Annotated in this window: 20 protein-coding genes and 2 pseudogenes; 10 read left to right on the top strand and 12 right to left on the bottom strand. The window is 71.6% G+C overall.

The window, feature by feature from the left end; genetic code table 11:
- Positions 1-9 precede the first annotated feature (9 nt).
- From WMF17_RS23785 to WMF17_RS23760, 6 genes and pseudogenes are all read right to left on the bottom strand, one after another.
- A complete protein-coding gene (locus WMF17_RS23785; protein WP_437595363.1) occupies positions 10-885 on the bottom strand; it encodes a hypothetical protein in 876 nt (291 codons plus the stop codon).
- Positions 876-1,499: an RNA polymerase sigma factor gene (locus tag WMF17_RS23780; RefSeq protein WP_437643384.1), complete on the bottom strand. Its 624-nt coding sequence runs from the start codon at positions 1,497-1,499 to the stop codon at positions 876-878. The genes WMF17_RS23785 and WMF17_RS23780 overlap by 10 nt, the downstream gene beginning before the upstream one ends.
- Complete coding sequence (locus WMF17_RS23775; protein ID WP_437643382.1) at positions 1,496-2,647, bottom strand: hypothetical protein; 1,152 nt, start codon at positions 2,645-2,647, stop codon at positions 1,496-1,498. Before WMF17_RS23775 ends, WMF17_RS23780 begins: the two co-directional genes overlap by 4 nt.
- A gap of 241 nt (positions 2,648-2,888) precedes the next feature.
- Positions 2,889-3,953: pseudogene (locus WMF17_RS23770) on the bottom strand (S8 family serine peptidase); the annotation flags it as partial.
- Between the two features lie 742 nt (positions 3,954-4,695).
- A complete protein-coding gene (locus WMF17_RS23765) occupies positions 4,696-5,679 on the bottom strand; it encodes a hypothetical protein (protein WP_437643380.1) in 984 nt (327 codons plus the stop codon).
- Between the two features lies 1 nt (position 5,680).
- Entirely contained in the window at positions 5,681-7,342 is a 1,662-nt protein-coding gene (locus WMF17_RS23760) for a MutS-related protein (protein WP_437643378.1), read from the bottom strand.
- Positions 7,343-7,686: 344 nt separating this feature from the next.
- Between WMF17_RS23760 and WMF17_RS23755 the strand changes: the two genes are divergently transcribed.
- The 3 genes from WMF17_RS23755 (at position 7,687) to WMF17_RS23745 (ending at position 10,480) form a co-directional block, all read left to right on the top strand.
- The gene (locus WMF17_RS23755) at positions 7,687-8,742 is read left to right on the top strand and encodes an AraC family transcriptional regulator ligand-binding domain-containing protein (protein WP_437643376.1); all 1,056 of its coding nucleotides are present in this window, start codon (positions 7,687-7,689) and stop codon (positions 8,740-8,742) included.
- 269 nt (positions 8,743-9,011) lie between these two features.
- Complete coding sequence (locus WMF17_RS23750) at positions 9,012-9,779, top strand: alpha/beta fold hydrolase (protein WP_437643374.1); 768 nt, start codon at positions 9,012-9,014, stop codon at positions 9,777-9,779.
- Between the two features lie 125 nt (positions 9,780-9,904).
- Positions 9,905-10,480: a hypothetical protein gene (locus WMF17_RS23745; RefSeq protein WP_437643372.1), complete on the top strand. Its 576-nt coding sequence runs from the start codon at positions 9,905-9,907 to the stop codon at positions 10,478-10,480.
- 55 nt (positions 10,481-10,535) lie between these two features.
- Here WMF17_RS23745 and WMF17_RS23740 read toward each other — a convergent pair.
- The 4 genes and pseudogenes from WMF17_RS23740 to hisS form a co-directional block, all read right to left on the bottom strand.
- A pseudogene (locus WMF17_RS23740) lies at positions 10,536-10,676 on the bottom strand (DoxX family protein); the annotation flags it as partial.
- 67 nt (positions 10,677-10,743) lie between these two features.
- Positions 10,744-11,376, bottom strand: coding sequence for a COMM domain-containing protein (locus tag WMF17_RS23735; RefSeq protein ID WP_437643371.1), 633 nt, complete (start codon positions 11,374-11,376; stop codon positions 10,744-10,746).
- A 103-nt stretch (positions 11,377-11,479) separates the two neighbouring features.
- Complete coding sequence (locus WMF17_RS23730) at positions 11,480-13,258, bottom strand: hypothetical protein (protein ID WP_437595354.1); 1,779 nt, start codon at positions 13,256-13,258, stop codon at positions 11,480-11,482.
- Positions 13,255-14,541 (bottom strand): histidine--tRNA ligase, encoded by a 1,287-nt coding sequence (hisS, locus tag WMF17_RS23725; RefSeq protein WP_437595353.1) that lies wholly within the window; start codon positions 14,539-14,541, stop codon positions 13,255-13,257. Before hisS ends, WMF17_RS23730 begins: the two co-directional genes overlap by 4 nt.
- Before the next feature lie 113 nt (positions 14,542-14,654).
- On the opposite strand from hisS, the gene ruvX reads away from it, so the two are divergent.
- Positions 14,655-15,083 carry a Holliday junction resolvase RuvX gene (gene ruvX, locus WMF17_RS23720; RefSeq protein ID WP_437475727.1) on the top strand — a complete coding sequence of 143 codons (429 nt, stop codon included), beginning with the start codon at positions 14,655-14,657 and terminating at the stop codon, positions 15,081-15,083.
- Positions 15,084-15,128: 45 nt separating this feature from the next.
- Here ruvX and WMF17_RS23715 read toward each other — a convergent pair whose 3' ends face one another.
- Positions 15,129-16,700, bottom strand: coding sequence for a serine/threonine-protein kinase (locus WMF17_RS23715; protein WP_437595352.1), 1,572 nt, complete (start codon positions 16,698-16,700; stop codon positions 15,129-15,131).
- Between the two features lie 386 nt (positions 16,701-17,086).
- Here WMF17_RS23715 and rpsO point away from each other — a divergent pair, with 386 nt between their 5' ends.
- From rpsO to WMF17_RS23690, 5 genes are all read left to right on the top strand, one after another.
- Positions 17,087-17,353 carry a 30S ribosomal protein S15 gene (gene rpsO, locus WMF17_RS23710; RefSeq protein WP_437595351.1) on the top strand — a complete coding sequence of 89 codons (267 nt, stop codon included), beginning with the start codon at positions 17,087-17,089 and terminating at the stop codon, positions 17,351-17,353.
- Positions 17,354-17,842: 489 nt separating this feature from the next.
- Positions 17,843-20,107: a polyribonucleotide nucleotidyltransferase gene (pnp, locus tag WMF17_RS23705; RefSeq protein ID WP_437595350.1), complete on the top strand. Its 2,265-nt coding sequence runs from the start codon at positions 17,843-17,845 to the stop codon at positions 20,105-20,107.
- Between the two features lie 277 nt (positions 20,108-20,384).
- Entirely contained in the window at positions 20,385-21,812 is a 1,428-nt protein-coding gene (gene pyk / locus WMF17_RS23700; RefSeq protein ID WP_437595349.1) for a pyruvate kinase, read from the top strand.
- Positions 21,809-23,716: a protein kinase domain-containing protein gene (locus WMF17_RS23695; RefSeq protein ID WP_437643369.1), complete on the top strand. Its 1,908-nt coding sequence runs from the start codon at positions 21,809-21,811 to the stop codon at positions 23,714-23,716. Before pyk ends, WMF17_RS23695 begins: the two co-directional genes overlap by 4 nt.
- Before the next feature lie 84 nt (positions 23,717-23,800).
- Positions 23,801-24,859 (top strand): hypothetical protein, encoded by a 1,059-nt coding sequence (locus tag WMF17_RS23690; RefSeq protein ID WP_437595345.1) that lies wholly within the window; start codon positions 23,801-23,803, stop codon positions 24,857-24,859.
- Between the two features lie 18 nt (positions 24,860-24,877).
- On the opposite strand, the gene WMF17_RS23685 is transcribed toward WMF17_RS23690, so the two are convergent.
- A complete protein-coding gene (locus WMF17_RS23685; RefSeq protein ID WP_437595344.1) occupies positions 24,878-25,636 on the bottom strand; it encodes a class I SAM-dependent methyltransferase in 759 nt (252 codons plus the stop codon).
- A gap of 78 nt (positions 25,637-25,714) precedes the next feature.
- Between WMF17_RS23685 and WMF17_RS23680 the strand changes: the two genes are divergently transcribed.
- Entirely contained in the window at positions 25,715-26,212 is a 498-nt protein-coding gene (locus WMF17_RS23680; protein WP_437573098.1) for a hypothetical protein, read from the top strand.
- Positions 26,213-26,318: the final 106 nt, after the last annotated feature.

The raw sequence follows: 26,318 nt of genomic DNA, 5'->3' as shown, positions 1-26,318 counted from the left end.
CCGTCTCTGTCAGTCGAGATTTTCTCGGAACGCGCACGAGGCGCGGACTCGGCCCATGTGCACCGAGCCCGGCGCTTCGCCGAGGAGCCGCTCGGCCTCCGCGCGCGCCTCCGGCGCCCGCCCTGCCGCGCAGAGGGCGAGCACGCGAGCAGCCATGCGCTCCTCGCGGAGCTGGCCCTCTGGGAACCGGGCGCCGAGGTCGTCGAGGCGATCGAGCGCGGCCGACGGATCGCCGTCCCGCACGGCGTCCTGCGCCTCGCGCAGCAAGGCCATCTCCGCGGCGAGCGTGCTCGGCGTCGCCGGCTGTCCGCCGCGCGGGCGCGCCGGCTCGCGTTCGCCGCCGCCTGTCGAGGGCGCTCGCGCGGCGTCCTCCGCGCCCGGGTCCAGCGGCCGCGGCGGTGCGGAAGCGACCGCGCGGGCGGCGCGCGAGGGCGCCGCCATCGGCGCCGGCGCGGCGACTGGAGCCGCCGCGGGCGGCGTCACCGCAGGCGGAGGCGCCGCGGGCGGCGTCACCGCGGGCGGCGTCACCGCGGGCGCGCTCGCCGGCGGCGCTGCGCTGGCCGGCGGAGGCACGTCGACGGTCGCCCTGCCGGTGAAGAACCCGCCGGCGAAGGCGACGGCGCCGATCAGCGCGCCCGCCGCGATCACCTTGCCCGAGAGCACGCCGCCGGCCGCGTTGCCCGAGAGCACGCCGCCTTCCCCGCTGCCCGCGAGCGGCGGCGGGGGCGAGGTGGGCGCCTCCCCGGACGGCTCCTGCGGCGCGGCGGCCGAGAGCTTCCCCGCGATCGCCGCGCGGAGCCGGACCTTGTCGGACGGCGCGAGCCCGTCCGCTCGGGCCGCCCTCAGGAGCGCGCGCGCCCTCTCGCCCGGATCGCTCATGGCCATCCACCCCCGCTCCTCGCCAGCGCCAGCTCGAACTCCCGGCGCGCGGCGCGCAGCCGCGAGTAGACCGTGTTCAGCTTCACGTCGAGCGCCGCGGCGATCTCCGGCGCGCTCAGCTCCTCGATCTCCGCCATCACGAGCACCGCGCGCTTGTCGTCGTCGAGCTCCGCGAGGAGCGCGTCGACGAGCTTCAGCGCCTCGACCTGCTCGAGCCGCTCCGCCGGCCCCGGCGCGCGGTCCGCCACGCCCCCCGGCAGCTCCTCGAGCCCTCCCTTGCGCCGGACGAGGCGCCGGTGATCGCGCGCCACCCGGCAGAGGATCGCGAACAGCCACGCCTTCACGCTCGACCGTGGCTCGAACTCGCCGAGCCGCCGGTGGACCACGACGAAGACGTCCTGGAAGGCGTCGTCCAGGCTCGCCTCGCGGACGCCGAGCCGGCGCAGGTTTCGCCAGACGAAGTCGGCGTGCTCGTCATAGACCGCGTCGAAGTCGAGGAGGACGGGCGCCTCGTGGACGCCGGCGCGCGGATCGAAGACGGACCCCGCGAAGGGGAGCGCCGACGCGGGGGACGTCCTCGTCACGCGAAGTACATGGCCGGCGCCGTCCGGATCCGTCACGGAAATCGCACCTCGACCCCCAGCGAGGCGCGGAGCGTGGCGGCAGCGCTCCGGTGGACAGCGCCGATGCCGACGAGCACGAACCGATCGCGCGTCACCGGAAACGGGACGTCGATCGCGAGCGGGATGCGGATCCGGTCCGAGAGGGCGAAGGTCGCGATCGCTCCGGGGTGCGGCGCGATCCAGAGCGCCCGGTTCGAGCCGGGCGACGCCGCGCCGAAGCTGGCCGCGCCCATGACGCCGACCTCGATACCGGCGCAGGGGCCGAGCTCGAACGCGTGATAACGCGTTGCGTAACAAAGGCGCAGCCCGCCGGTGGCCAGGTGGACGTCGCCGCCCATCGTCGTCCGCGCGACGAGCGCTTGCTGCGCGCCGAAGTAGGTGCCGGACACCTCGGCGCGGACGGCTCCGATCAGCACGCCCGCGGAGATGCTGGCGCCCGGGGCGACCGCCGGGAGCGCGGAGGTGTCGAGGACGCCGGAGGCCCTGAGCGTGCCGCGCAGCTCGAGGGGGCGCGACGGGCGCGCCGCGCGCTGCGCCGGGGCCGCGGGGGCGCTGGCGCCTGCCGGGGGCGGGGCCGCGGGCGGCGCCTCGGCGGCGGTGGGCGCGTCCGGAGCTGCGTCCACCTCCGGCGCCGCGCCGGCGCCCGGATCCGCGCCGGAGATGGCGCCTGGCCCCGCGTCGGTGTCCGGCGCCGCCTTCGGGATGCCGCGGTTGGCTGCGTCGGGATCGATGGCGAGCGCGATGATCAGCGCCGCCGCGTCGGCGAGCTCGGCGCAGGTCTCGCTGTGGAGCTCGCGCGACCGTGTCGTCTCGCCGAGCGTCATCGTGAGGCGGAGGTCCCACGGCCCGCGCTCGTTGCGGGACACCACCGCGCGTGCCTTCAGCGTCGGCTCGCCGTTCTCCTCGGACGGCCGCCCGAGGCGCTGCGCGATCTCGGCCAGCACGCGCCCTCGATCCGCGCATTCCCCGGGCGCGATCCAGTCGAGCTCGACCCCGCGCGCGCTCGCCGCGGTGTCGGCGCGAGCATCGCCCGCCACCGCGGCGAGCGCGGCGAGCGCGAGCGCGCCGCGCTCGGAGAAGGAGAAGACGAGGGACTCGGCGGCAGCGAGGATGTCCCGCCGGCGGGGGTCGAGCCGGCGCATCATGTCCTGCGGATCGCAAGCGACGGTAGCGCCGGGCTCGTTCGCGATCGGCAGGAGGTTCCGCGCCCAGCTCGGGAGGTTGACATGGTTCGACGGCCGGGGAGAAGGGAATCCAAACGTTTCGGAGGCGTCAAGCCCCAATGAGCTGCGCGATCGCGCACCCTTTGGACCCTCCCCGCGAGCGCCTCCGCCGAAGGCGCGACCCGACCCACGTTGGCGGTCGCGCCTTCGGCGCCGGGGCAGCTCAGCAGACTGGCTGGAAGACGTAGATGGTGATCGTGGTGAAGCCGACCTGACCTTGCGAGTCGGTGGCGTACAGCCGGAGCTGCACCGAGTAGCCGCCGCAATCCGTGGGCAGGTGCGCCGAGGGGGTCCAGCTGAACCCGGGCGTCGCCGCTGGGCCGCGGATCTCGGTCTCCACCCCGTCGTGAATCACCGTCCAGCGGTACGACACGATGCTGCCGCCGTCGGGGTCGACGGCGCCGCCGCTGATGAACTTCGGGACATCGTAGTCGATCCCGTTGCCATTCACGATGTTGGACAGGTACACGTTCGGCGGCGCGTCGAGCGGCGGCGCCACCACGTTGACCGTGCGCGTGACCGTGCCGATCGCGCCGCTGTCGTCGGTCGCCGTCAGCTTCAGCGTCACCGGCCCGACGTTCGGGAACGTCCTTGCGACGGCGCAGCCGATGGGCGCCCAGCCCGGGAATTGCGGCGAGCTCCACTGCAGGCTGCTGCACGGCAGGAACATCTCGAGCCCGAGGTTGGCGTCGAACGCGCGGCCTTGAAGGGTGGTCATCACGTTCTGCGTGATGGTGCTGCCGGCCGTGGGCTCCTGGATCTCCGGCACCGGCGGCGAGTTCCCCGAGTGCACGACGATCGAGGTGGTCGTCGAGGCGCCGTTCGAGTCGGTCGCGGTGGCCGTGATCGTGTGGCTGCCCTGGGTGAGGAACACCTCCCGCGTCGCGCCCCCGCCGAGCGAGCCCATCAGGCTGCTCGACCAGTGGACCGTGCAGCACGCAGGGCCGTCCTCGACATCGTCAGCCTGCGCCGAGAGCGTGAGTTCCGTGCCGTGCAGCACGCTCGCGTCGTTCGCGGGGCTCAGGATCTTCACGGCGGGCGGGATGTTGCCCAGGACCGTCTTCACGGCGTCGCTCGCGTCGACGATGCGCGCGTCCCCGAAGCCGAACGTGTCGGCGGTCGTGCGCAGGATATCCATCACCTCGTTGGCGCTGAGCGTCGGATCGGCGGCCCAGATCAGCGCCGCCACGCCCGCGGCGTAGGGCGACGCGGCGCTCGTGCCGCTCGCCGGGCGAAGCTGTCCCGCGCGGCGAGGTCCTCATCGAGGCTGGATCGCTGTCCACGAGCAACTACGCTCTCGGTGACAGCGCACCTGGGTGAACCGCGAGATGGCACCCGGGCGAGGCCGCTTGCGGCGCTCAAGCGCTCCTCGCAGCCAGCGTCGACGGGGCTCATCGCCGCGTCATCGCTGGTGTCAGCAAGCGCCGGGCCAGGCGTGAGATCGCCCGTTGGGCGGCCTCACCAGGGCGCCTCGCGCTGCGGAAGCCGGCGTTGCCGTCTGGCGCGTGGCCTCTGCTCCAGAGGGGCGGGGCACGCCTCGCCGGGCGGATGGCGGCGAGAGCCTCCACGTTGAGGGCGTGAGCCGCCATCGGCCCTCGGGGCGCGAACCTCGCCGTCCGGTGCTTCGAAGACCCGCGCGCGGGCCGGCCCTGCGCCTCGACTACGCCGTGCTCGCCGCGCGGTGGTGTCCCGCCTACGCCGCGCGGTTCTCGCGCGGCGCGACGCAGGTCGCGTGGCCGTCCGGCGCATGGCGCGTCACCTCCGCCGGCACGGATGGCTCGAGAGCGAGCGCGGCGCTCTTGCTCGACGGCGCCTCTCACGAAGACGGTGCAGAGCTCGTGTGGAACGAGCTCGTCCTCTGCGGACGCGCGAGGTCGGTGAGGTGCTCGAGAGGGCCGTCCGGGCAGCCGTCGCAGGTGGTGAGCGGGCCGGAGCTCGGTGACCGCCTCGCGATCCGGGGATCGAAGCCTTCACTCCTCGACGCTGCGCCGCACCGCGAAGGCGAGGCCGCAGCCCTCGATCTGCTCGCGATGGATCACGCCCATCGGCGAGAGCGCTTGCTCGTCGACCCGCCGGCCCACGCGCAAGAGGACCTTCTTCGCCGCAAGATCCACGAGCGAGACGCGCGCCGAGCTCGCGAACGTCTCGGTCTCGATCGGGCTTTCGGCCACGACGATCAGGATCTCCGCGCCGGCCGCCTTCTTCGCCAGCTCGATCGGGGACTGTTCCAGCGCCTTGCGGAGCCGCTTCAGCGCCGAGAGCTCGCGGGCCGCGCGCACCGAGCCATCGAACGCGGGGCCGAGCACCGCGAGGCCGAGCCGCGCCTCGACGAGCCGGCGGACGTTCGCGGTGTCCTCGTCGACCTTCGTCCCGCCGAAATACACGCCTCGCACCTTCGTCAGCCGATCGCGCTCCGAGGGGGAGGGCGGGGGCCTCATGAGGCACAGGAGGAACGCATCCTTGTCGGATCCGCGCGCGGCGTCGTCGATCCCGCGAACGTCGCGCAGCTCGGCGCGCGGAGCGCGCACGTACACCGCGGGCCGGCGGAGCAGGGCGTCGAGAGCCCCCGGAGCGCGGAGCGAGGGGTCGACGATGTCGGCGGGGTCCCCGTCGCTCGCGGCCTCGCCGATCCAGCGATCCGTCGCCTCGACGAAGCGCTCGTAGCCCGCCGGGAGCCCCGCGCGGCGCTCGTCGATCACGGCCAGCAGCGCGCGCCGCTCGGCCTCGACGGTGCGGCGATCGTGGAGGTACATCGCGATCGCGAGGAGCCCGATGACCACCGCCGTCAGCAGCGTGAGCAGCCGTGCCCGCCCAAGCCGCCGCCCGCTCGCGAGCGTCCCCTCGATTCCGGATCGAGCCGCGTGACGGCGTGCGCGCGCCCGGTGGCTGATGGCCCGCTCCACGCGCGCGGCGAGCGCGGGGTTCATCCGCTCCGTCGCGAGGAACGTCGCCACGTCAGCTCTCCCTGGAGTGCGCTCGGGAGGCGAGCAGGTTGCGATCGATGAGGCCCTCGAGCTCGCCGCGGGTCACGCCGAGCCGAGCCGCGGCCTGGGCCGCGAGCGAGGTCGCGGCCACGCCGACGATGAACTGGTACGTGGGCTTCTGCGCCGCGTCGAGCTCCACCTGGACGAACCGGAGGTTCCTGAGCGCCTTCTCCCGCTCGAGCCGCGCCGCGAACGTCAGGAAATGCGTGGTGATGAACGCCTGCGGGCGGAGCTTCGCGAGCAGCGTGACGACGAGCTCGAAGATCTCCTCCCCCTCGGACGGGTTCGTCCCCGAGCAGAGCTCGTCGAGGATCACCATCGCTCCCGGGCCGAGCTCCTCGAAGAGCGCCCGGATCCGGAGGAGCTCCATGCCGAGCCGCCCCTCGCTCTGATCGAACTTCGTCTCCTGGATGAGCGACACAACGAGCCCTGGGACGCAGACGACGCTCGCGCTGCGCGCCGGCACGAACATGCCTGCCTGCGCGAGCAGCTGCGCCAGCGCCACCGACTGGAGCAGGCGAGTCTTTCCGCCCGAGTTCGGCCCCGTGACAAGGAGCGTCGTGTCGGCCCGATCGATCACGACGTCGCACGGCACCGCCTTGCCTCCGTTGGCGACGAGGAGCGGATTGAAGAGGCCGAGGAGCACGCGCTCGCCCTCCGCGACGGACCGGAGCTCCGGCAGGCTGACCTCGAGCCCCGCCGCCGCGGTGAGATCCCGGAAGCCGAGCGCTCCCAGGTAGACCTCCATCTCTCCGACGAGCGGGACCAGCTGGACGACCTGATCCTCGACGCCCTCGAACACCGCGTCGATGAGCCTCGCCATGACCTCTCCGTCGCCAAAGCTGTACCCGCGAAAGAACATCTCGAGCTTCGCGAGCCAGCGCCGCACCGGCGACAGGACGAACGGGTTCTCCTGCCGCTCCCGGACGGTCACGACGTCGAAGCCGCGGATGCGGCCGTCGGCGCCCACGCGGATGTCCAGGCGGAGCGTCGCGAGGTGCTCGTCGTAATCGAGGAGATCGGCCATCGATCGATACCCCTCGGTCGCCTGCACCGCCTGGCCGAAATCGCGCAGCCGGGAGAGGCCCGATCGAGCGCCCTCGAACGACGCGCTCATCAGATCGAAGACCTCTTTGACGATCGCGAGCACGTCGAGCTGCCGCCGCGTCGGATCGAACTTCTTCCCTGCCACCGCGCCCTCGAGCGCGCCCCGCAACCGGCACGAGGCGGTGTAGAGCTTCTCGAGCTGCCTGCGAAACGTGGGTGAGATCGAGAGCTCGTGGAGGATCCCCCTCCGGAGCTCGGTCACGCGCGTGTCGCTCGGAGGCCGGGAGAGGACGCGGAGGATGAACCCTCGGTTGACGACGGCCTCGTGCCCCCCGACGCGGACGCGGAAGCACCGGGCCACGAGCTCCTCCAGGAACAGGTCCGGCGCGAAGTTCTTCGGATCCCACGTGGAGGGCGCGATGGGCGCCCGATCGAGCGCTTGGCCGAAGAACCCGCCGGAGACGCCGCTTGTGAACGCGAACGAGAGGGACTGTCGCATCTCGTCGAGATCGGTCCGCGCGGGCGGATCCACGAAGAGCAGGCTGGGGATCCTGTCCGTGGACGGGAGCGCGGCCGCACAGGGCACGTCGGGCCCATGGGGCGCGGGCGGACGGGCGATGCTCTCGGTGGGAACCTGCGCGTGGATCGGGTGCACGAGCAGACGACCCGCGCTCGCAGGAAAAGTTCCCCCGCGCAGGGAACACCCATGAAGATGGTCGCGAAACTGCAAGATTCCACGGCAGCTGGGGCGCTCCGGCGTCCCGGTGAGGCCCCGGTTCGGAGATGGCGAGGGGGCCATCGGGCCGGTCGTGGCGATTCGACCTCGATCTCGGGTCCGAGCACGGGGCCGGGCCACGACGCGAGGTGCCGGCCGTGCGGGGCGAAGCCCGAAGGTCGAGCCGGCTCTGGTGCTAGGGTCGAACGCCACCGATGACCGGGAGACGGACAAAGACCCTGAGCGGAACGATCGCTGCTTCGTGGACGCGCCGCGCCGCTCGCTACGCGGTGAGCCGAGGTCTGGACGCGGAGGCAATGCTCGGGGCCGTGGGCCTTCGTAGTGAAATGCTCGAGCATCCCGAGGCGCGCATCGCCTTTCGAGAGCACGTCGAGCTCTTGCAGGCGATCGAGGAGAGCCTCGCCGATACAGGGGTAGGAATCGACATTGGAGCAACCGGAAGGCCGGAAGATTTCGGCGCCATGGGGCTCTTGGCCGAGACCAGCGCGACGCTCCGAGATGCCCTCGACATGGTCCAACGGTTCAACCCGTTGGCGAACCAGGCTTCGCTCGCGACCTATTGGGTCGAAGGCGAGCGCGTCTACATCTCCGACGCGCACCTGCCAGACGGCCGACCCACACCGCGCGTCGCCGCTGAAGCGACCATGACGTTCTATGCTCGCACCATCGTCCTCACGACGGGCGTCTTGCATCCGTTCTTCGAGATCTGCTGGGCCCACGCTCGCCACCCGGGGTGGACGACGGAGAGGGCTGCACTATTCGCTGGTGCGCGGGTCCGTTTTTCGGCGCCCAGGAACGCCCTCGTCGCGCCGGCCCAGCTGCTCGATGCTCCGCTGCACTCGGCCAGGCCCGCTCTGGTTCCGCACCTCCGGTCCCTCGCCCAAAGGCTCCTCGAGACGGTCGGAGACGGCGCAGACGATCTGCAAAAGACCGCGGCCTGTTTGCGCGCCTCCGTTCAGCGTCAGGAGCCGCTCTGCGTCGACGGCGCGGCGCGCGCGCTCGGCTGCTCCACCAGGACTCTGCAGCGGCGGCTCGGCCTCGCGAAGATCACCTTTCGCCAGCTGGTCGATGAGGTCCTTCGTGAGCGGGCGGAAGAGCTGATCGTTCGAGGCTCTCTCAAGCTCAGCGAGGTCGCCGACCTGCTCGGCTACTCGGACGTCCGCGCCTTACGACGCGCGTGCCAACGTTGGTTCGGCGCCCCGCCCGCCGAGCTTCGCGCCCAGGGCTCACGCGCACGCGCCAAAGTGTAAGACGTAGCGCGCAAGTTGGCGCGATCGGTCCCCCTTGTGGCGCCCTCGATCCCTCCCCGACGCCGAGGTGCGCGTCAGGATCCGCCCACATCATGAAGCACTTGGCTCTATCTTTGCTGGGCGTCGTCTCCACTGGCTGCCTCGAGAGCGGAACGGATGGAAACCTCGTGCCGCTCACGGTCGTCGACGATCCCTCTCTACCGCAGACATCGCTTGAGGACGGGCGAAAGGTTCATCTCCAGACCCGAGGCGACGCAGACAATCCCGTCGTGATCGTCCTCCACGGCGGGCCCGGAGGGGATCACCGGGACCTCCTCTCCCTTGAAGTCCTCGATGACGAGTACTTCCTCGTCTTCTGGGATCAACGAGGCACCGGGCTCTCGGCACGCGTCCCGGACGAGGAGCTCGACGGACCGACCTACCTGGACGACCTCTACTATCTAGCTGAGCTCTGGAGCCCCGACGCTCCCGTCCACTTGATCGGCATCTCCTGGGGCGGCGCGTACGCGACCTATTTCCTCCAGCGCTACCCCGAGCGAGTGGGCCGCGCCGTCGTGGCGGAGCCCGGGAGCCTGAATCCAGCGGCCGCCCGAGACGCCAACGTGGCGAGCGTGAACTTCTTCGGCGGTGAGGTGCATCAATACCTGAACGCCACGGACTACCTGCTGCCGAGCGGGGATGCCCGCGCGGATTACTTCTACGTCATCGGCCTGGCTGGAACGACGGAGCGCGATTCGCTCCTGGGTTATGATTTCTGGCGCCTCGGGTTTCGCGCGAATTATCGCATCAACCTCTGGCAAGGAAATTTCGACGAGTCTTACAGCTTCGACTTCACCGAGGGCCTCGAAGACAACCCCGTGCTGTTCATCACGGGCAAGTCGGACGGCCGTCTGGGCCACGACTTCCAGCTCGACCATCACGTCCCCTGCTTCCCGAACGCAGAGGTGTTCCAGATCGAAGACGCCGAGCACTCGGAGCTGCTCCGCCGCGCCGAAGCTCACGAAGCCATCCGTGAATTCCTCGGAGGTCACCCGTGAAGCGCGCCGGACTTCTGCTCAGCGCTCTGGCCGGCGTCCTCTTGGCTCCGAGCGCGGCGCGCGCGCAGGCCGCCGCTGAGTCGATGCTGCGCGGCGCACCTGGCGATGATCATCTCCGCGCTCGTGTGACGCTGGATCCGGGCTTCATGGTGGGCCTTGGGTACGTTCGGGGCATCGACGTGGGGCACGGGCGAGCGCGGAGGCTCGGCTTGCACGTCGACCTCGACGCGCTCATCGATTTTTCGAGCTGGGATCTCACGGGCGGCGTGAGCGCGCGGCTCTTCGATCGACCTGGGTTCGACGTGCTCGGACGCGTCGACCTCGACCTCAAGTTGGCTCAAAACGAAGCGCACACGGCGCTCGCCTACGGCTATCGCCTCACCCTCGCCCCGGGGTTCTATCGACCGAAATGGTACGCCGCGGCCGGAGCCGGGTTCCGCGGCAATATCGCCACCACGATGTGGCAAAGCGCTTCGTACTTGGAGCAATTCCCCGAGGCGAAGGACGGAACCTACCTGAGCGGGACCGCGCTCTTCTCGTTCGGAGTCACGGCGGGCCTCCGCTTCGGCCGGCGCTATTTCTCCGGAGTTCGCGCGGCGTACAGGCTCCCCGCGACCTTGGAGAGCTACGGGCCGTGGGTCCAGCCGATGACGTTCGGCGTCGAGCTCGGGGGTACGTTCTCCTTGTGGCCCTGGACCTGACGCGGGGGGCGATCGGCGCCTTCGATCGGCGGCCCCACGCGACGAACAGTGAGAGCGCGACCAGCAGGAAGTTGAACGGCGCGTTCGCCGCCTCCCCGCGTGTGACGTGGAAGACGATCGCGCCCACCATCAGCGCGACGCAGCCGAGCGCGGCCAGCACCGCAAGCACGGGCTCGATGCGCGTGGCGGAGGGCAGCAGGACGACCTGGTCGTCGTGCTCCTCGGCGATGGCACCAGGCGCTTCAACGCGCTGACGTGCGCGGTCAGCCGAGGATCTGCGCGCAGAGCTGCTGGAGCTCCAGCAGCATGTCGGGGGTGGCCTGGAGGGTGATCCGGGAGCGGTGCTCGCCCTCCTGGTAGCTCAGCGTGAGCAGGACGACGGGTGACGCGATCTTCACCCCGCGGCTCGCGGCCGCGATCGTGTCGATGCGCCAGTCGACGCCGGTGAGCAGCTTGCCGTGGTCGAGCAGCGCGCCGCGCACGATCTCCCGCCGCACGACCGCCCTGGCCTGGTCGTAGCCGGCGAGCAGGATCGCCTGGATCTCCTCGGCGCCCTCGCCGGGCGCGAGCGCGGCGAGGTCGGCCGCAAGGGCGGCGCGGTCGAGGTCGCGCTTGCTCGCCTCGCGGACGAGGAAGCGGCACGCCTTGAGCACCCGCGCGAGCGCCTCGGAGTCGACCTCGTGCCGGCGGCAGAACGCGTCGAGGAGCCGCTCCACGGCGGCGGGCACCGGCTCGCCGAGGCTGGGCCCGAGCGCCTCCCAGAGGCGCCGCCGCGCGCCCTCGGGCAGCTCCAGGAGCCGGCGCAGGTCGGCGCCGAGCTCCGGGGGCGGCGGCGCTCCGCCGAGGCTCAGGAGCTCGGCGCGGGGGGAGGGCGCTTCGCGCGCGGGGGTGCTCATCGCGACCTCGCCAACGATTGTCGAGCGCCGCGGCGATGTCCATGGCCGCGCGCGCGCCGGCCGTACTGGCCCGCGAGCGCGGCCGGCGCGGCGCCCGGCCGGCTCACTTGCTCAGCTGGATCGGGACGTAGAGGGCGCGCATCTTCGACATCGTGCCCTCGCGCGTGTACCCGGCGAGCCCGTACAGGACGTTCCACCAGTGCCCCTGCGGCGTCTCGCCGTACGAGAACACGGGGAAGAAATGGAACTCCCACTCCTTGCCGGTGCGCAGCCGCTGCTCCCGGTAGACCGTGTTGAGCGCGACCTGCGTCACCGAGTTCTGGTCCGCGAACCGGAAGAAGACCGGCAGGGCCATCGTGGTGCGCGACGTCGGCGACGCGAAGTCCCATAGGAACGGCGCGACAACGAGGTGCGTGGAGCTGCGGTTTCGACCCGAATAGAAGAACGGGTAGATGTCCGTCTCCCAGCCGGTGAGATCCTGCGTGTGCCGGACCAGCGGTGTGAGCCACGTGGTGTCGCTCAGCCCGTGGCGCTTGAAGCGGCCGTAGAACGGGAAGAGGACGAGATCATCGCTGCGCGGCGAGGTGTTCCGGTAATAGAACGGGAGCAGGAACGTCCGCTCCAGATCGATGTCCGGATCCCTGTATTGCCAGAAGAGCGGCGTGATCATGTCGAGCTCCGTCCGCCCTCGATAGCGAGCGTAGCCCCAGGTCGCGAAGGTGCTCTCCCCCTCCTCGCCGCGCGCCTTCACGAAGAGCGGTGTGACGAGCAGGTTCGAGTTGCCCTCGTATCCGTAATGGAAAAACGGGAACAGCGTGGTTCGATCGTGGTTCTTGCCCCAGCTGTGCCAGTAGAAGGGCATGATGTTGAACACGTCGCCCTTGCGCGAGTGCTGCCACATCAAGGGACCCCAGATATTGGTCGAGCGGTCTCCGACGTCGCTGTAATGGTAGTAGTGCAGGAGCGGCGGGATGACCTCGTACTCGCTGCTCTCGTCACGACCGTAGAAGTAGAGCGGGGCCAGGCCGAGATCGATCTTGTCGGCCGAGCGCGCGTCGCACGCGGGGCCGCCCTTCCAGCTGCAGAAGAGGGGGCCGACCAGGTTGAAGCCGCTCCGCGCGGTGTGGTGCGTGAAGGTGAGCAGGGGAGGGATGTGGAGGTAGCCGCTCCCATCGTCGCTCTTGCCCTCGAAGAAGAGCGGCGCGAGCCAGTTGTCGTGACGGCCCGGCTCCGCCTTGCGCCCGGGGCTCGCGGGGCGGCCCTCGGACTCGCGGTGCATGAACGGGCCGACGATCGTCGTGTAGGTGTTCTGGTCCCGCAGCTTCCAGAAGAACGGGAAGAGGACGTCGGCGTCGACGTCCTTGCTCCGGCGGTTGTAGTAGAGCGGCGTCACCATCGTGGCGCGGTCGCCGGGCATCTTGCGCTCCGCCCACAGGGGGAAGAGCGTCCGGAACTGGTAGCTGCCGCTCCGCTCGCCGTAATAGAGCCCGTACCAGTCGCGCTGGATCTCCTCGGCGCGCCCGACCTCCCACTCGCCGGTGTCGTTCGTGCCGATCTGCTTCTTGACCGACGGCGGCACGGCCAGCGGGTCCTCCGGCAGGGTCGGCTCCTGGGTCTGGATCGGGCTCTCCTCGGAGGTCGGCGCCGCGTGCGTCTCCGGCATGCCGGGCGGTGGCTGCGGCGAGCTCGAGGGGGGCGGGCCCATGCCGGGCTGGCCGAAGCCGACCTGCGCCGCCGCGACGGACGGCGCGGCGAGCGCGACCAGCGCGGCGGCGAGCGAGAGCGCCGCGCGCGCGCGCCGCGCCCTGCCCTGTTCCTCGCCCGCCGGAGCGCCGCGCGCCCCCCGCGAGCAGCCCGGTGCTCCCATCGCCTCGGTGGTCAACGCGCTCCCCGCTGGCCGACGGGTGAAGCCTCGAGGGCCCGATCCGCGAGCACGCGCGCCGCTCCTTCCAGCGGGATCTCCTCCTGCACGTGCGCCACGAGATCCTTGATCTGGATGACGCCGCGCTCGACCTCCGAGTCGCCCAGGATCACGCAGAGCCGCGCGCCGAGGGCGTCCGCGCGCCGGAGCATCGCCTTGAGCCGCCCGCCGCGCCCGTCCAGCTCGACCGAGACGCCGAGCGCGCGCAGCTGCTTCGCCAGGACGAGCGCCCGGTCCGCGCCAGCCTGGCCGAGCGGGGCGAGGAAGCAGCCGGGCCTGCGGCGCGAGGCGGCGTCGGGCATCACCGTGAGCAGCCGCTCCATCCCCATCGCGAAGCCGATCGCCGGCACGCTCGGCCCGCCGAGCCCGGCGACCATGTTGTCGTAGCGACCGCCGCCCGCGAGCGTGCTCTGGGCGCCGAGCTCGCTCGAGGTCGCCTTCACCTCGAAGAGCGTGCGCGTGTAGTAGTCGAGCCCCCGCACGAGCGACCGGTCGATGACGTAGTTCACGCCGAGCACGTCGAGGCAGCGCAGCACGCCCTCCCAGTGGGCCCGGTCCGCGTCGTCGAGCAGGTCGAGGATCGACGGGGCGTCGCGCGCCACCTCGTGGTCGCGCGGGTCCTTCGAGTCGAGGATGCGCAGGGGGTTCTTCTCGAGGCGGCGCTGCGAGTCGTCGCTGAGCTCGCCCTTGCGCGGCGTGAAGTGGGCGAGCAGCGCCTCGCGGTAGCGCTCGCGCGTGCCCGCGCTGCCGAGCGAGTTCACGTGGACGACGAAGTCGTCGACGCCGATGCGCTGCAGGAAGCCCGCGACGAGGTCGATCGTCTCGGCGTCGCAGAGCGGCCCGGGATCGCCGAAGAGCTCGCAGCCGGCCTGGTAGAACTGGCGGTAGCGCCCCTTGGCCGGCCGCTCGCCGCGGAACATCGCCCCGAGGTAGTACCAGCGGGTGACCGGCTCCTTGGCGTGCACGCCGTGCTCGACGTACGCGCGCGCGGCGCCCGCCGTGCCCTCGGGGCGAACGGTGAGCTGATCGCCGTGGCGCTCGAAGGAGTACATCTCCTTCTCGACCACGTCCGTCGTCTCGCCCATCTGGTGCCGGAAGAGCTCCGTCGGCTCGATCAGCGGCGTGCGCACCTCGGCATAACCGTGGAGCTCCGCATGGAGGCGGAAGGCCCCCTCGAGCTTGTGCCAGCGCTCCACCTCTTCGGGGAGGATGTCGTTCATCCCCCGTACCGCACGCAGTTCCATCGCGCGGCGCTTATGGTCGGTGCTGGCGAGCGGGTCAAGCCGGTCGGATGCTTCCCGGTACGTTGGGTCTCGCCGCCTCACCGTCCGGGGGCTATGTGCTCTCCCCGAGGAGCATGGCGAAGGCGAAGACGCGCGCTGCGGCGATCGATCTTGGGAAGGCCCGCGTCGGCGTGGCCGTGACCGACGAGCTCGGGCTCTACGCGCACCCGCGGCCGCTGCTCGACGGGCGGAACCGGAAGGCGCTCCTGACGGCCCTCGCGGCGCTCGCCCGGGACGAAGGGATCACGCGGTTCGTGGTGGGGCTGCCGCTCGAGATGAACGGGGCCGAGGGGCCCGCCGCGCGGCGGGCGGTGGCCTTCGCGCAGGTGCTGGCCGACGCGGCCGGCGTCGAGGTGGAGCTCGTCGACGAGCGGCTGACGACGGTCGAGGCGGCACGGCGCCTGCGCGACGGGGGCGTCTCGGGGCGAAAGAGCAAGGAGCGCGTCGACGGGGCGGCGGCGGCGCTGCTGCTCCAGGCCTGGCTCGACGGGCGGCGCGGTTAGCCGCGGAGCCTTCGGCGCTCGCCGGCGCTGCGGCGCTCGCCGGCGCTAGCGGCTCTCGCTGCGGAGCAGCAGGTACGCGCCGGCGGCGCCGACCGCGCCGATCGCGAACAGCACGACGTCCCACATGGGCCACGCGACGCCGGCCGCGCGCCGGAGGACGACGGCCTCGACGACCCGCACGAGCAGCGACGCGAAGCCGTACGCGCACAGCCCGACCACGATCGGCCGGCGGAGGTTGTCGGCCAGATCGACCGCCCTCATGCTGTTGTTCCACACGCTCCGGCGCACGTGGCGCGCGCCGATCAGCGCGGGGGTGATCAGCGCGAAGCCGATGCCGAACGCGAGCAGGACCGCCTCGAGGCCCGTCAGGTTGTCGGTCACGGTGCCGCCGCGCGAGAGGCGGATGATCGCGGTGACCAGCGTGATGAGGCCGCCGGCGACCCAGAAGATGCCGAGCACCGACAGCAGCAGGATGAGCGGCCTCGCCATGCTCACCTGCTGCGCCTGGCGGAGCTGCATCGTCATCGTCGGCGCGGCGCGCGGCGCCGACGGCAGCGAGTTGCGCGGCCCGGGCTGGACGCCGGAGGAGCTCAGCTCCTTCGGCTCGGTCTCGTTGCTGTCGTAGAGCGCGAGCTCCGCGTCGAACTCCTCCATCGTCTGGTACCGATGGATGGGCTCCTTCGCCATGGCCCGCTGGATGATCATCTCCAGCGGCTCGGGGATGCTCGGCTCGAGCGAGCGCGGGCGCGGCGGGTCCTCGGTGAGCACCGCGGTCAGCGTCGCGGTCGGGTCGTTGCGGTCGAACGGCCGGCTGCCGGTGAGGGCGCAGTAGAGGATCGCGCCGACGGCGTAGATGTCCGCCCGATGATCGACGCGCTCGCCGCGGGCCTGCTCCGGGGCCATGTACGACGGCGTGCCCATGATCATGCCGGTCTGCGTGAGCGCGGCGCCCGGCGCGTCGTCGACCTTGGAGATGCCGAAGTCGATCACCTTGGCCGTGGGCATCGTGAGGTCGCCGGTGAGGAACACGTTCTCCGGCTTCATGTCGCGGTGCACCACGCCCTTCGCGTGGGCGGCGGTGAGCGCCTTGCAGATCTGCCGGACGATGCGCACGGCGGGGCCGATCTTCATCTTGCCGACATCATTGAGGTAGTCGGCGAGCTCCCTGCCTTCGAGGAACTCGTTGACGAGGAACGGCCGCCCCTCCGCGGTGCGGTGGACGTCGAAGACGGTGACGACGTACGGGCTCTGCACCGCGGCCGCGGCCTCGGCCTCGCGCTGGAACCGCGAGATCACCTGCGGTTGCCGCGCGAACTCCGGGTGCAGCATCTTGATGGCGAAGCGCTTGCTCGAGATCCGGGTGTGGCGCGCCTCGTAGACGCGCCCCATGCCGCCCTCGCCGACGACGCGCACGACCGTGTACGTCTCGTTGATCGTCTTGCCGACGAGGTCGTCGCGGAGCGCGTCGTCCTCCGACTCGTCGAGCGTCGCGGCGTCCCGCGGGCAGACCCTGAACTCGGCCGGGTAGCGCACCCCGCAGGTGGGGCAGACCTTGGGGGTCGCGTTGTCGCTCCCGGAGGCCGGGAGCGCGGTGGCGGAGGTGGACAGGCTCGTCATCGCGTTCGCGATATGAAGGTCCGACTGCGACGCGCGTGCGTCCGACTGCGATCGGGGGCCGCGTGCGTCCGACTGGGGTCGGGAAGGGTCCGACTGTAGTCGGGGAGCGTCGTCAGGGGGCCGGAGGGTGCCGGGCATCGCTGACCGAGGGTAGCCAATCGGCCGTTCTGGGGGTGACAAATCGCGCGCCCATGTCGACCGCGTTGACGGAGCGAGGCGTCTGCGTATACTCGCGCGCTCCTCAGCTCACTGGCCTGAACTTCGTGGGCTCGCGCCGCTACGGGCGCGGGGCTCACCTTCAGGCGTCGCTTGGCCAGTCGCCGGCGTTGTAAGACGCCCCGGCCCGGACGCTCGGCAGCGCACCGGCAAGGCCATGGAGAGCCAGCATGCTGCACTCGATTCAGAAGACGGATATCATTCAGAAGTACGCGGTTCACGAGGGCGACACCGGGTCCCCCGAGGTCCAGATCGCGCTCCTCAGCGAGCGGATCAACCAGCTGCAGGATCACTTCCGCACGCACCAGAAGGACCACCACTCGCGCCGGGGTCTGCTGAAGCTGGTGAGCCAGCGCCGCAGGCAGCTCGACTACCTGAAGCGCATCGACGTCGAGCGCTACCGCACCCTCATCGGCCGCCTCAACCTCCGCAAGTAGCCGATTTCAGAGCGGATCGCGCCGGCCCGCGGGCGCCTCGAGCGCCCGCTCGACCCGCCGCGCCCGCGTGACCCCACGTTGAGAGCGAGCAGACGACGAGCCCTGGCGACAGCCCGCCGGGGTGGTCCGTTCCGCCGCGCAGCTCCCTTCCACTCCGCGATCTCCATCGATCCATCGACGCGCCACGGACGACGGGCCGGCGTTTCGGCCCCTTCCGTTCGGGAGGTTTGCGGCACGCACCCCTGAACGCCTGCTTTTTGCGCTGGCGAGAGGGGAGCGAACGCTCTAAGGAGGTCATTCATTGACCACGGACCGGCGGGGCGATAGGCCTCGCTGTTTCCGAGCGCGGGCTCCGCGCGTCTTCGTCTTCGCTTCGTGCGCAGCAGCTCGGCTCCTGCGCAGGGACCGAGGAAGAAGAGCAGCCCCTCGCGCTCGGCGTAGCGCCGCACGCAGCGGCCCTCGCGATCGCGAGAGAGAGCTGAAATTCCAATGTTTGTTCGTGAATCCGTCATGGTGGGCGGCCGTGCCCTCACCCTCGAGACCGGCCGCCTGGCGAAGCAGGCCCACGGGGCCGTGCTCGTCACCTACGGCGACACCATGGTGCTCGTGACCGTTGTCTCGCAGGACGAGCGGCCGGGCCTCGACTTCTTCCCCCTCACCTGCGAGTTCGTCGAGAAGACGTACGCCGCCGGCAAGATCCCCGGCGGGTTCTTCAAGCGCGAGGCGCGCCAGCGCGAGGAGGAGATCCTCACGTGCCGCCTCATGGATCGCCCGCTCCGCCCGCTCTTCCCGGAGGGCTTCAAGCGGGACACGCAGATCATCGCGACCGTCCTCTCCAGCGACAAGCAGAACAAGGCGGACGTCCTCGCCCTGACGGGCGCGAGCGCCGCGCTGCACATCTCGGACGTCCCCTGGCAGGGGCCGATCGTGGGCGTGCGCGTGGGCCGGCTCGAGGGCGAGTTCGTCGCGTACCCGACGGCCGCCGACATCGAGAAGTGCGACATCGATCTCGTCGTCGCGTGCTCGCGCGACGCGATCGTGATGGTCGAGGGCGGCGCCGCGGAGGCGACCGAGGCCGAGATCATCGACGCGCTGATGTTCGCGCACGAGACGGCGCAGCCGGTCATCGATCTCATCGAGAAGATGCGCGCCGCGGTGGGCAAACCGAAGCGCGAGTTCGTCGCCCCTCAGCTCCCGGCGGAGATCAAGCGGCGCGTCGCCGAGCTCGTCGACGGCGATCTCAAGGCCGCGACGCGGGTGACCGACAAGAAGGCGCGCTACGAGGGCTACAGCTCGCTCAAGAAGAAGATGACCGAGACCCTGGCCGCCGAGCTCGGCGCCGAGAAGCTCCTGCCCCTCCAGGGGCTCGTGAAGGCCGAGTTCGAGGAGCGCAAGGCGCACGTCGTCCGCACCTACGTCATCGAGGAGGGCCGGCGCATCGACGGGCGCGACGGCAAGAGCATCCGGCCGATCATGTGCGAGGTGGGCCTGCTCCCGCGCGTGCACGGCAGCGCCCTGTTCCAGCGCGGCGAGACGCAGGCGATCGTCACGACGACGCTCGGCACCTCGACCGACGAGCAGAAGATCGACGGCCTGATGGGGGAGACGTGGAAGCGCTTCTACCTCCACTACAACTTCCCGCCCTTCTCGACCGGCGAGACGAAGCCGATGCGCGGCCCCGGCCGGCGCGAGATCGGCCACGGCGCGCTCGCCGAGCGCGCGCTCTTGCGGATGATCCCGGCGCCGGATCAGTTCCCCTACACGATCCGGATCGTGTCGGAGACGCTCGAGTCGAACGGCTCGTCGTCGATGGCGGCGGTCTGCGGCGGGTGCCTCTCGCTGATGGACGCGGGCGTGCCGATCAAGTCGCCGGTCGCCGGCATCGCGATGGGGCTCATCATGGAGGACCAGCGCTACGCGGTGCTCTCGGACATCCTCGGCGACGAGGACCACCTCGGTGACATGGACTTCAAGGTCTGCGGCACCGCGCGCGGCGTGACCGCGATCCAGATGGACATCAAGATCGCCGGCCTGAGCCGGAACATCCTGATGCAGGCGCTGGATCAGGCGCGCGAGGGGCGGATCCACATCCTGAACAAGATGCTCGAGACGCTGGCGACCACGCGGCCCGAGCTCAGCCAGTACGCGCCGCGGATCACCACGGTGCGCGTGAAGCCCGACCAGATCCGGCTCATCATCGGCCCCGGCGGCAAGACCATCAAGGGCATCGTCGACCAGACCGGCGTCGCGATCGACGTCGAGGACGACGGCACGGTGAACGTCGCGTCGGCCGACTCCGACGCGGTGAAGAGGGCGCTCGACATCATCAAGGGGCTGACGGCCGAGCCCGAGGTCGGGACGACCTACGCGGGGACGGTCAAGCGCATCACCGACTTCGGCGCCTTCGTCGAGATCCTCCCGAACACCGACGGCTTGCTGCACATCTCGGAGATGGCCCACACGCGCGTCGAGCGCGTCGAGGACGTCCTCAAGGAGGGCGACTCGATCGACGTGAAGGTGCTGAGCGTCGATCGCGACGGCAAGATCCGGCTGAGCCGGCGCGAGCTGTTGCCGCTGCCGGAGGGCGAGGAGGGCGATCGGGCGCGCGAGCGCATGGCGCAGGCGCGCGACGCCGGCCCGCCGCCGCGGCGCGATGGTCCGGGCGGAGGGCGCGGCGGCGACCGCGGATCGCGGCCCGGTATGGATCGCGATCGAGGCGGACCGCCGCGCGAGCGCCGCGAGCGACGCTCCTAGTCACGCGACCGCAGACGGGGAGGCCATGCCGCGCTGCGGCGCGCGCCGGCCTCCCCGACGCTCACGCTCCTCACAAAAATCATCTGTTTCCCAGCGATCCGCGGCTTCGCGCGGCGATCGCTGTCCGCTGCGGGCCGGCGCGCTCGGCCGCTGCGTCGACGCGCGCGCGGCGTCCGGGCCCGTCGCCCCGGCCGCTTTGTTGGAATCCGGTGAAGTCAGCATGGCTCCTTCACAATCAGGGTAGTGTCGCGACCCCTGCTCGTGGCATGCTCCGCCCGTGCTCGTACGCAGAGCGAAAATCGTCTGTACCATTGGTCCTTCGTGTGACTCTCAAACGACGCTGGAGCAGCTGATCCGCGCCGGTATGGATGTCGCTCGACTCAACTTCTCTCACGGCTCGCATGAGGATCACGGCAAGGCAATTGCCACGGTCCGCGCGGCTGCGGAGGCCTGCGGAAAGCCAGTGGCGATCCTGCAGGATCTCTGCGGCCCGAAGATTCGAGCCGGTCGCTTCCCCGGCAACACCTTCGAGGTGGCTGACGGGGCTTCCGTCACGCTGATCGAGGCGAACAGGGACAGCCCTGTCGCCACGCCGGGCGAGATCCCGATCCTCTACGAGGGGCTCGCCTCCGACCTGCAGCCGGGCGACGTCGTCCTGATCGACGACGGCCGTGTCGTGGTCACCGTCACCAAGGTCGACGGCGAGCGCGTCCACGCCGGCGTGACGCAGGGCGGACGCTTGCGCGATCGCGTCGGCGTCCACCTGCCCGCCAGGCGCGTGCGCATCTCGGCCCTCACCGAGAAGGACAAGGCCGACCTGAGCTTCGGCCTCGCGCAGGGGGTCGATTACGTCGCCCTCTCGTTCGTGCGCAACGCGGACGAGGTCCGGCACGTCCGCGACATCTGCGACGCCTGGGGCCGCCCGACGCCGATCGTGTCCAAGATCGAGACGCCAGGCGCCATCGACAACCTCGAGTCGATCATCCTCGCCTCGGACGGGGTCATGGTGGCGCGCGGCGATCTCGGCGTGGAGTTCAACCCGGAGCGGGTGCCGATCATCCAGCGCGAGATCCTCGGGCTCGCCCGCGTGCACCAGAAGCCGGTCATCGTCGCGACCGAGATGCTCCAGTCGATGGTGACCGCGACGCGCCCGACGCGCGCCGAGGCGAGCGACGTGGCGACGGCCGTCTTCGAGGGCACCGACGCGGTCATGCTCTCGCAGGAGACCGCGACCGGCGCTCACCCGCCGCTCGTCGTGCGGATGATGGCCCGCATCGTCACCGAGGCCGAGCAGAGCTCGTTCTATCGCTATCTCTCGAGCGAGCAGCCCGGCCAGCGCGCGAACGTCCCCGAGGCGACCGCGCGCGCCGCGTGCGACATCGCGCGGGACATCGGGGCGAAGCTCATCATCGCGTTCACCGAGAGCGGCCTCACCGCGCGGTACGCGTCGAAGGCGCGCCCCGTGGTGCCGATCGTCGCCTTCTCGCCGAACGACACGACGCGCCGGCGGCTCGCGCTGCTCTGGGGCGTGGTGCCGTTCCCCGTCGACGCGCTCCGGAACTCGGATGAGATGGTGGAGCGCGCCACCGGTCAGCTGCTCGCGAACGGCGTCGTCTCGCCGGGCGACAAGCTCGTCACCATCTTCGGTGCTCCTGTCGGCGTCTCGGGGTCGACCAACACGATTCGGGTGAAGGTTGTTGAATGAGCCTGCCCGCCCGCGATAGGGGCTCGACGGGCGAGCAGGAATCCCTCTCCAGACACGCGGGCGCAGAAGGCCTCCCGAAGCTCGAGAAATACGAGCTGATCGAGGAGATCGGCCATGGCGGCATGGCCACGGTCTACCGCGCCCGCGACCCGCGGCTCCGCCGCGAGGTCGCAGTCAAGATCATCCACAAGCACCTCCGCGAGAACGCCGAGGTCGGCACCCGCTTCGTCGCCGAGGCGCGCGCAGCGGCGAAGCTGCGCCACCCCGGCATCGTCGAGGTGTACGACGTCTCGAGCGAGCAGGACCGTGAGCGCTACCTCGTGGTCGAGCTGCTCCGCGGCTCCACGCTGCGCAAGATCCTGGGCTCCCACCCCGACATGCCGGCCGAGATCGGCGCCGCCATGGCGCTCGAGCTCTGCGACGCGCTGGAGCACGCGCACGCGTCCGGGATCATCCACCGCGACGTGAAGCCGGAGAACGTGCTCGTCGAGCTGCCATCCGACCGCCCCGGCGTCAGCTGGGACGGCGCGAGCGTGGTCATCAAGCTCACCGACTTCGGCATCGCCAAGATCCTCGACGCCCAGGGCGTCACGTCGACCGGGCAGGTGCTCGGCTCGCCGGCGCACATGGCGCCGGAGCAGATCGAGGGGGGCGAGGTCGACGCGCGCACCGACGTCTTCGCGCTCGGGGTGCTCTTCTACGAGTGCCTCGTCGGGCACCTGCCGTTCGAGGGCAAGAACCCGGCGCAGGTGCTCCGCAAGGTGCTCGAGGGGGCCTACCCGGAGGCCGAGCGCGAGCGGCCCGCCGTGGGCGCGCGCTGGAGCCGGATCGTCGCGAGCGCCCTGGCGCACGACATCGCGGCCCGCGCGGCGAGCCCGCGCGCGCTCGCCGAGCTGATCCGGGCCGAGCTGACCGAGCTCGGCATCGCGGAGCCCCGCGTCGAGCTCGCCGCCTATTTCGCCGACCCGGCGGGTTACACCGAGCGGCACGTCGCGCGGCTCGTCCCGCGCCTCGTGGCGCGCGCGGAGGCCGGCCGCAAGCGCGGCGACGTGCCGGGCGCGGCCGCCGACTACAACCGGGCCCTCGCCCTCGCGCCGAGCGATCTGAGCATCCTCAAGCGGATCGCGAAGCTGAACGCGAGCCGCAGCCGGAGGCAGCTCGCGCGGCGCGCGCTGCTCGTCGCGCTCGGGTCGGCGGCGCTCGGCGTCGCCGCGTTCGGTGTCGCCCGCGCGCTCCGCGAGCCTCCGCCGTCGCCGGAGGGGGACGCGCCCGCCGCGGCCGAGCCGCTGCGGCCGGCGCCCCTCGAGGCCCTGATCCCGCCGCCGAACCTGCGCGCGGTCGCGCCCAGCGCGACGGAGCTCGCGATCGCGCCGCGGCCCCGCCGGCGGCCTCAGCCGTCGTCGATCGCGCCGACGGCCGCGCCTCAGGGCGAGGTCCCGGCGGTCCGCGACGTCGTCTTCCAGATCGTCCCGAGCGGCGCCAAGGTGGTGCTCGATGGCGTCGAGATCCGCTGGTTCGGCGCGAACAAGGTCACGCCCCTCAAGGTCGGCGCGCACAGCATCCACATCAGCGTGCCCGGCTCGCGGTGCTGCAAGTCGTACTCGGGCGTCATCTCGGTCGTCGCGCCCAAGCCCGGCGTCACCGCGCCGCAGCGGATCGTGCACAAGCTGGAGATCCTGCCCAGCACGGTCGTCCTGAGCGGCGCGCCGCCGAGCGCGCAGTACGCGTGCCCGCAGATCGGCGTGATCGGCTACGCGGGCACCCCGCAGACGGTGACCTTGAGCGACGTGTCCTGGAGCGGGCGCTGCATCTTCACGCCCGCGACGCCGGACGCGGCGCCGCGCGTCGGCAACGTGACGCTCGTGGCCGGCGAATCGAACACCGTTTCCTGGCCGTCCGGCTGACGGCATCGACAGAATCAAGGCGTCGGCGCCTGAAATCTCAGCATCCCCGGCCAAACTCCGCTACATCACGGCGCACCCCTCCGCATGGCTGCGCGAACTCCAGGCGGGAAGTCTCCCGGCGCTCGCTTCCCATCGGTCGGGAGCAGCCGCGCCCTGCTCGCGCCGCAACGGCTCTTTGCGGCCGCGGTGGGCGCCCTCGCGCTGCTCTTCACGGGCCCGGCGCGCGCCGACGACATGCAGCAGCTCGAGCTCGCCAAGACGCGCTTCGACGCCGGGCACTACGAGGAGGCCGTGGACCGCTTCGCGGCGATGCTCGACCCCGCGAACGCGCCCTGCGAGCGCGGCGCGACCGAGGTGGAGGGCAAGCCGTGCCGGATCTCGGATCCCGTCCTGATCGAGCGGGCGCGCGGCCTCGCCGTCGCGGCGCTCGTGGCGCTGCGGCGCACGGGCGCGGCGGACGCGTACATCGAGCAGATCCTCCTCGACAACCCGGTGTACTCGCCGAACCCGGCGGTGTTCCAGCCCGAGGTCATCGATCGGTTCACCGCGGTCCGGGCGCGCATCCGGGCGCGGATCGAGGAGATGACGCGGCAGAAGGCCGAGGTGCAGCGCGCGGAGCGGCTGCGGATCGAGCGGGGCCGCGAGGACGAGCGCCGCTGGGTCGCCGAGCTCCGCCGCCTCGCCGGGCGCGAGCGGGTCGTGGAGAGGAACTCCCGATGGACCGCGATGCTGCCCTTCGGGGTGGGGCAGTTCCAGAACGGCGACGAGGGGATCGGCTGGTTCTTCCTGGTCAGCCAGGCCGTCGCCGGCGGGACCTCGATCGTGTCGGCGCTGGCGCTGTCCAGCTACGAGAACGTCGACGTCACGCCGAGGCCCTCGACGCCGGGCAGGCCCGCGCAGAGCGTCGACATCGACGCGCTGAACCGCCGGATCGACACCGCGGCCGCCGTCAACCGCGTGGCCTTCGGGGCGTTCGCGACGCTCGTCGCGGCCGGGATCGCCCACGCGCAGATCACGTTCGTCCCGGAGAGGGTGTCCTTCCGCACGCGCCGCGTGCCGCCGCCGCCCCCGAGCTTCAGCGCCGCGCCGACGATCTCGGTGCTCCCCGGCGGCCTCTACGGGGGGCTCCTCGGCCGGTTCTGACCGGGGCCGCCGCGCGGCTCACGCCTTCTGCGCGGCGGCGATCCAGAACCCGCCGAGCTGCGCGAGCGGCGTGTCGCACAGCGCCCACTCCGCCCGGTGCAGGAGCCGCCCGAGGCCGGGCACCCGCATCGCGGCCGCGAACGGCGTCACGATGCGCACGCCGCGCGAGGCGACGACGCGCACGCTCCCGGGCATCAGGGCGGCGGCGGCGCGCGGCGCGTCGAAGCGCGTGAAGACGGCGCTCTCCCGGGTCCTGTCGCTGATGGCGCCCGCCGGGCCGAGCTTCTTCACGAGCCCGCGCAGGCTGAGAGGGTTGTAGAACTCGGCGATCACGTGCCCGCCGGGCCGCACCACGCGCGCCATCTCGGACAGCGCGCGGCGCACGTCCTCGACGTGGGCGAGCACCTTGAACGAGCAGGCGACGTCGAAGCTCTCGTCGGCGAACGGCAGGGTGGTCGCGCTCCCCTCGACGACGTCGAGCCCGCGCTCGCGGGCGCGCTCGAGCATGCCGGGCGAGAGGTCGACCCCGCGCGCAGAGCGCGCGAACGCGCCGATCCGCGCGAGCAGGAGCCCGGTGCCGCACCCCACCTCGAGCACGTCGCGGCCCTCGCCGAAGCGCCGCACGAAGTCGACCTCGAGCGCGTCGACTAGGTCGTGGTAGCCCCCGCGATCGCGCCCCCCGCGCCGGGCCTCGTAGCGCGCGGAGAACTCGTCGTAGTACGCCCGCGTCGCGCGCAGGTGCTCGTCGGCCACGGCCTCGTCCGTCTGGGATCGCATGGGCTCGCTATAGTACTCCCCGGCGCGCGCGGCTTGCGCGGCGCCGCGCCGGGGCGCATCTCTCCTGCGAGGTGACCCATGAAGCCCGGCGACCATCCTGACTTCTTCCGGTTCGCGCCGCCCCCAGGGACGTCCCGCGAGAGCTCGATCCGGCTCGATCGCGAGGGCCGCTTCTGGCACGACGGCGCCCGCGTCGACCACCCGGCGCTCGAGCGCGGGCTCAGGTCGTGGATCGCGCGGCACCCGGACGACGGCCGTCCGATCCTCACGAACGGCTACGACTGGTGCTACTTCCAGGCCGACGACGCCCCGCTCTTCGTCGACGCGCTCCGGATCGGCGACGGCGGCGCGGTCACGCTGCTCCTCTTCGACGGCACCGAGGAGCCGCTCGATCCGGCGACGCTCTCCCTCGGCGACGACGGCGTCGTGTACGCGCGCGCCCGCGGCGGCGCGCTCGATGCGCGCTTCTCGCGCCACGCGCAGTCGCAGCTCGCCCCGCTGCTCGTCGAAGCCGAGCCGCCCACGCTCTGCGTCAGCGGGCGCGAGATCCGGCTGCCCGCGCGGGCCGCAAGCTAGCTCCGCCCGCCCGAAGTCCGGCCAAGGATGGCCGGACTTCGGCGCCGCTTCGCGGCGGCTTCGCGCGGGCGGCCCTAGTTTTGTTTCCTCGGGGCTCCGCCCCGAA

The organism is Sorangium sp. So ce362 (assembly GCF_051519845.1).
GTDB lineage: Bacteria > Myxococcota_A > Polyangia > Polyangiales > Polyangiaceae > Sorangium.
The sequence above is the reverse complement of the archived record's forward strand: the minus strand, read 5'-3'. Positions and strand labels throughout refer to the sequence as shown.

Excerpts from the sequence above, each read along its gene's own strand:
- WMF17_RS23785 (WP_437595363.1), bottom strand. The coding sequence starts at position 885 with ATGGCCATGAGCGATCCGGGCGAGAGGGCGCGCGCGCTCCTGAGGGCG.
- WMF17_RS23775 (WP_437643382.1), bottom strand. The coding sequence starts at position 2,647 with ATGATGCGCCGGCTCGACCCCCGCCGGCGGGACATCCTCGCTGCCGCC.
- WMF17_RS23755 (WP_437643376.1), top strand. The coding sequence starts at position 7,687 with ATGACCGGGAGACGGACAAAGACCCTGAGCGGAACGATCGCTGCTTCG.
- WMF17_RS23735 (WP_437643371.1), bottom strand. The coding sequence starts at position 11,376 with ATGAGCACCCCCGCGCGCGAAGCGCCCTCCCCCCGCGCCGAGCTCCTG.
- hisS (WP_437595353.1), bottom strand. The coding sequence starts at position 14,541 with ATGGAACTGCGTGCGGTACGGGGGATGAACGACATCCTCCCCGAAGAG.
- ruvX (WP_437475727.1), top strand. The coding sequence starts at position 14,655 with ATGGCGAAGGCGAAGACGCGCGCTGCGGCGATCGATCTTGGGAAGGCC.
- WMF17_RS23715 (WP_437595352.1), bottom strand. The coding sequence starts at position 16,700 with ATGACGAGCCTGTCCACCTCCGCCACCGCGCTCCCGGCCTCCGGGAGC.
- rpsO (WP_437595351.1), top strand. The coding sequence starts at position 17,087 with ATGCTGCACTCGATTCAGAAGACGGATATCATTCAGAAGTACGCGGTT.
- pnp (WP_437595350.1), top strand. The coding sequence starts at position 17,843 with ATGTTTGTTCGTGAATCCGTCATGGTGGGCGGCCGTGCCCTCACCCTC.
- WMF17_RS23695 (WP_437643369.1), top strand. The coding sequence starts at position 21,809 with ATGAGCCTGCCCGCCCGCGATAGGGGCTCGACGGGCGAGCAGGAATCC.
- WMF17_RS23690 (WP_437595345.1), top strand. The coding sequence starts at position 23,801 with ATGGCTGCGCGAACTCCAGGCGGGAAGTCTCCCGGCGCTCGCTTCCCA.
- WMF17_RS23685 (WP_437595344.1), bottom strand. The coding sequence starts at position 25,636 with ATGCGATCCCAGACGGACGAGGCCGTGGCCGACGAGCACCTGCGCGCG.
- WMF17_RS23680 (WP_437573098.1), top strand. The coding sequence starts at position 25,715 with ATGAAGCCCGGCGACCATCCTGACTTCTTCCGGTTCGCGCCGCCCCCA.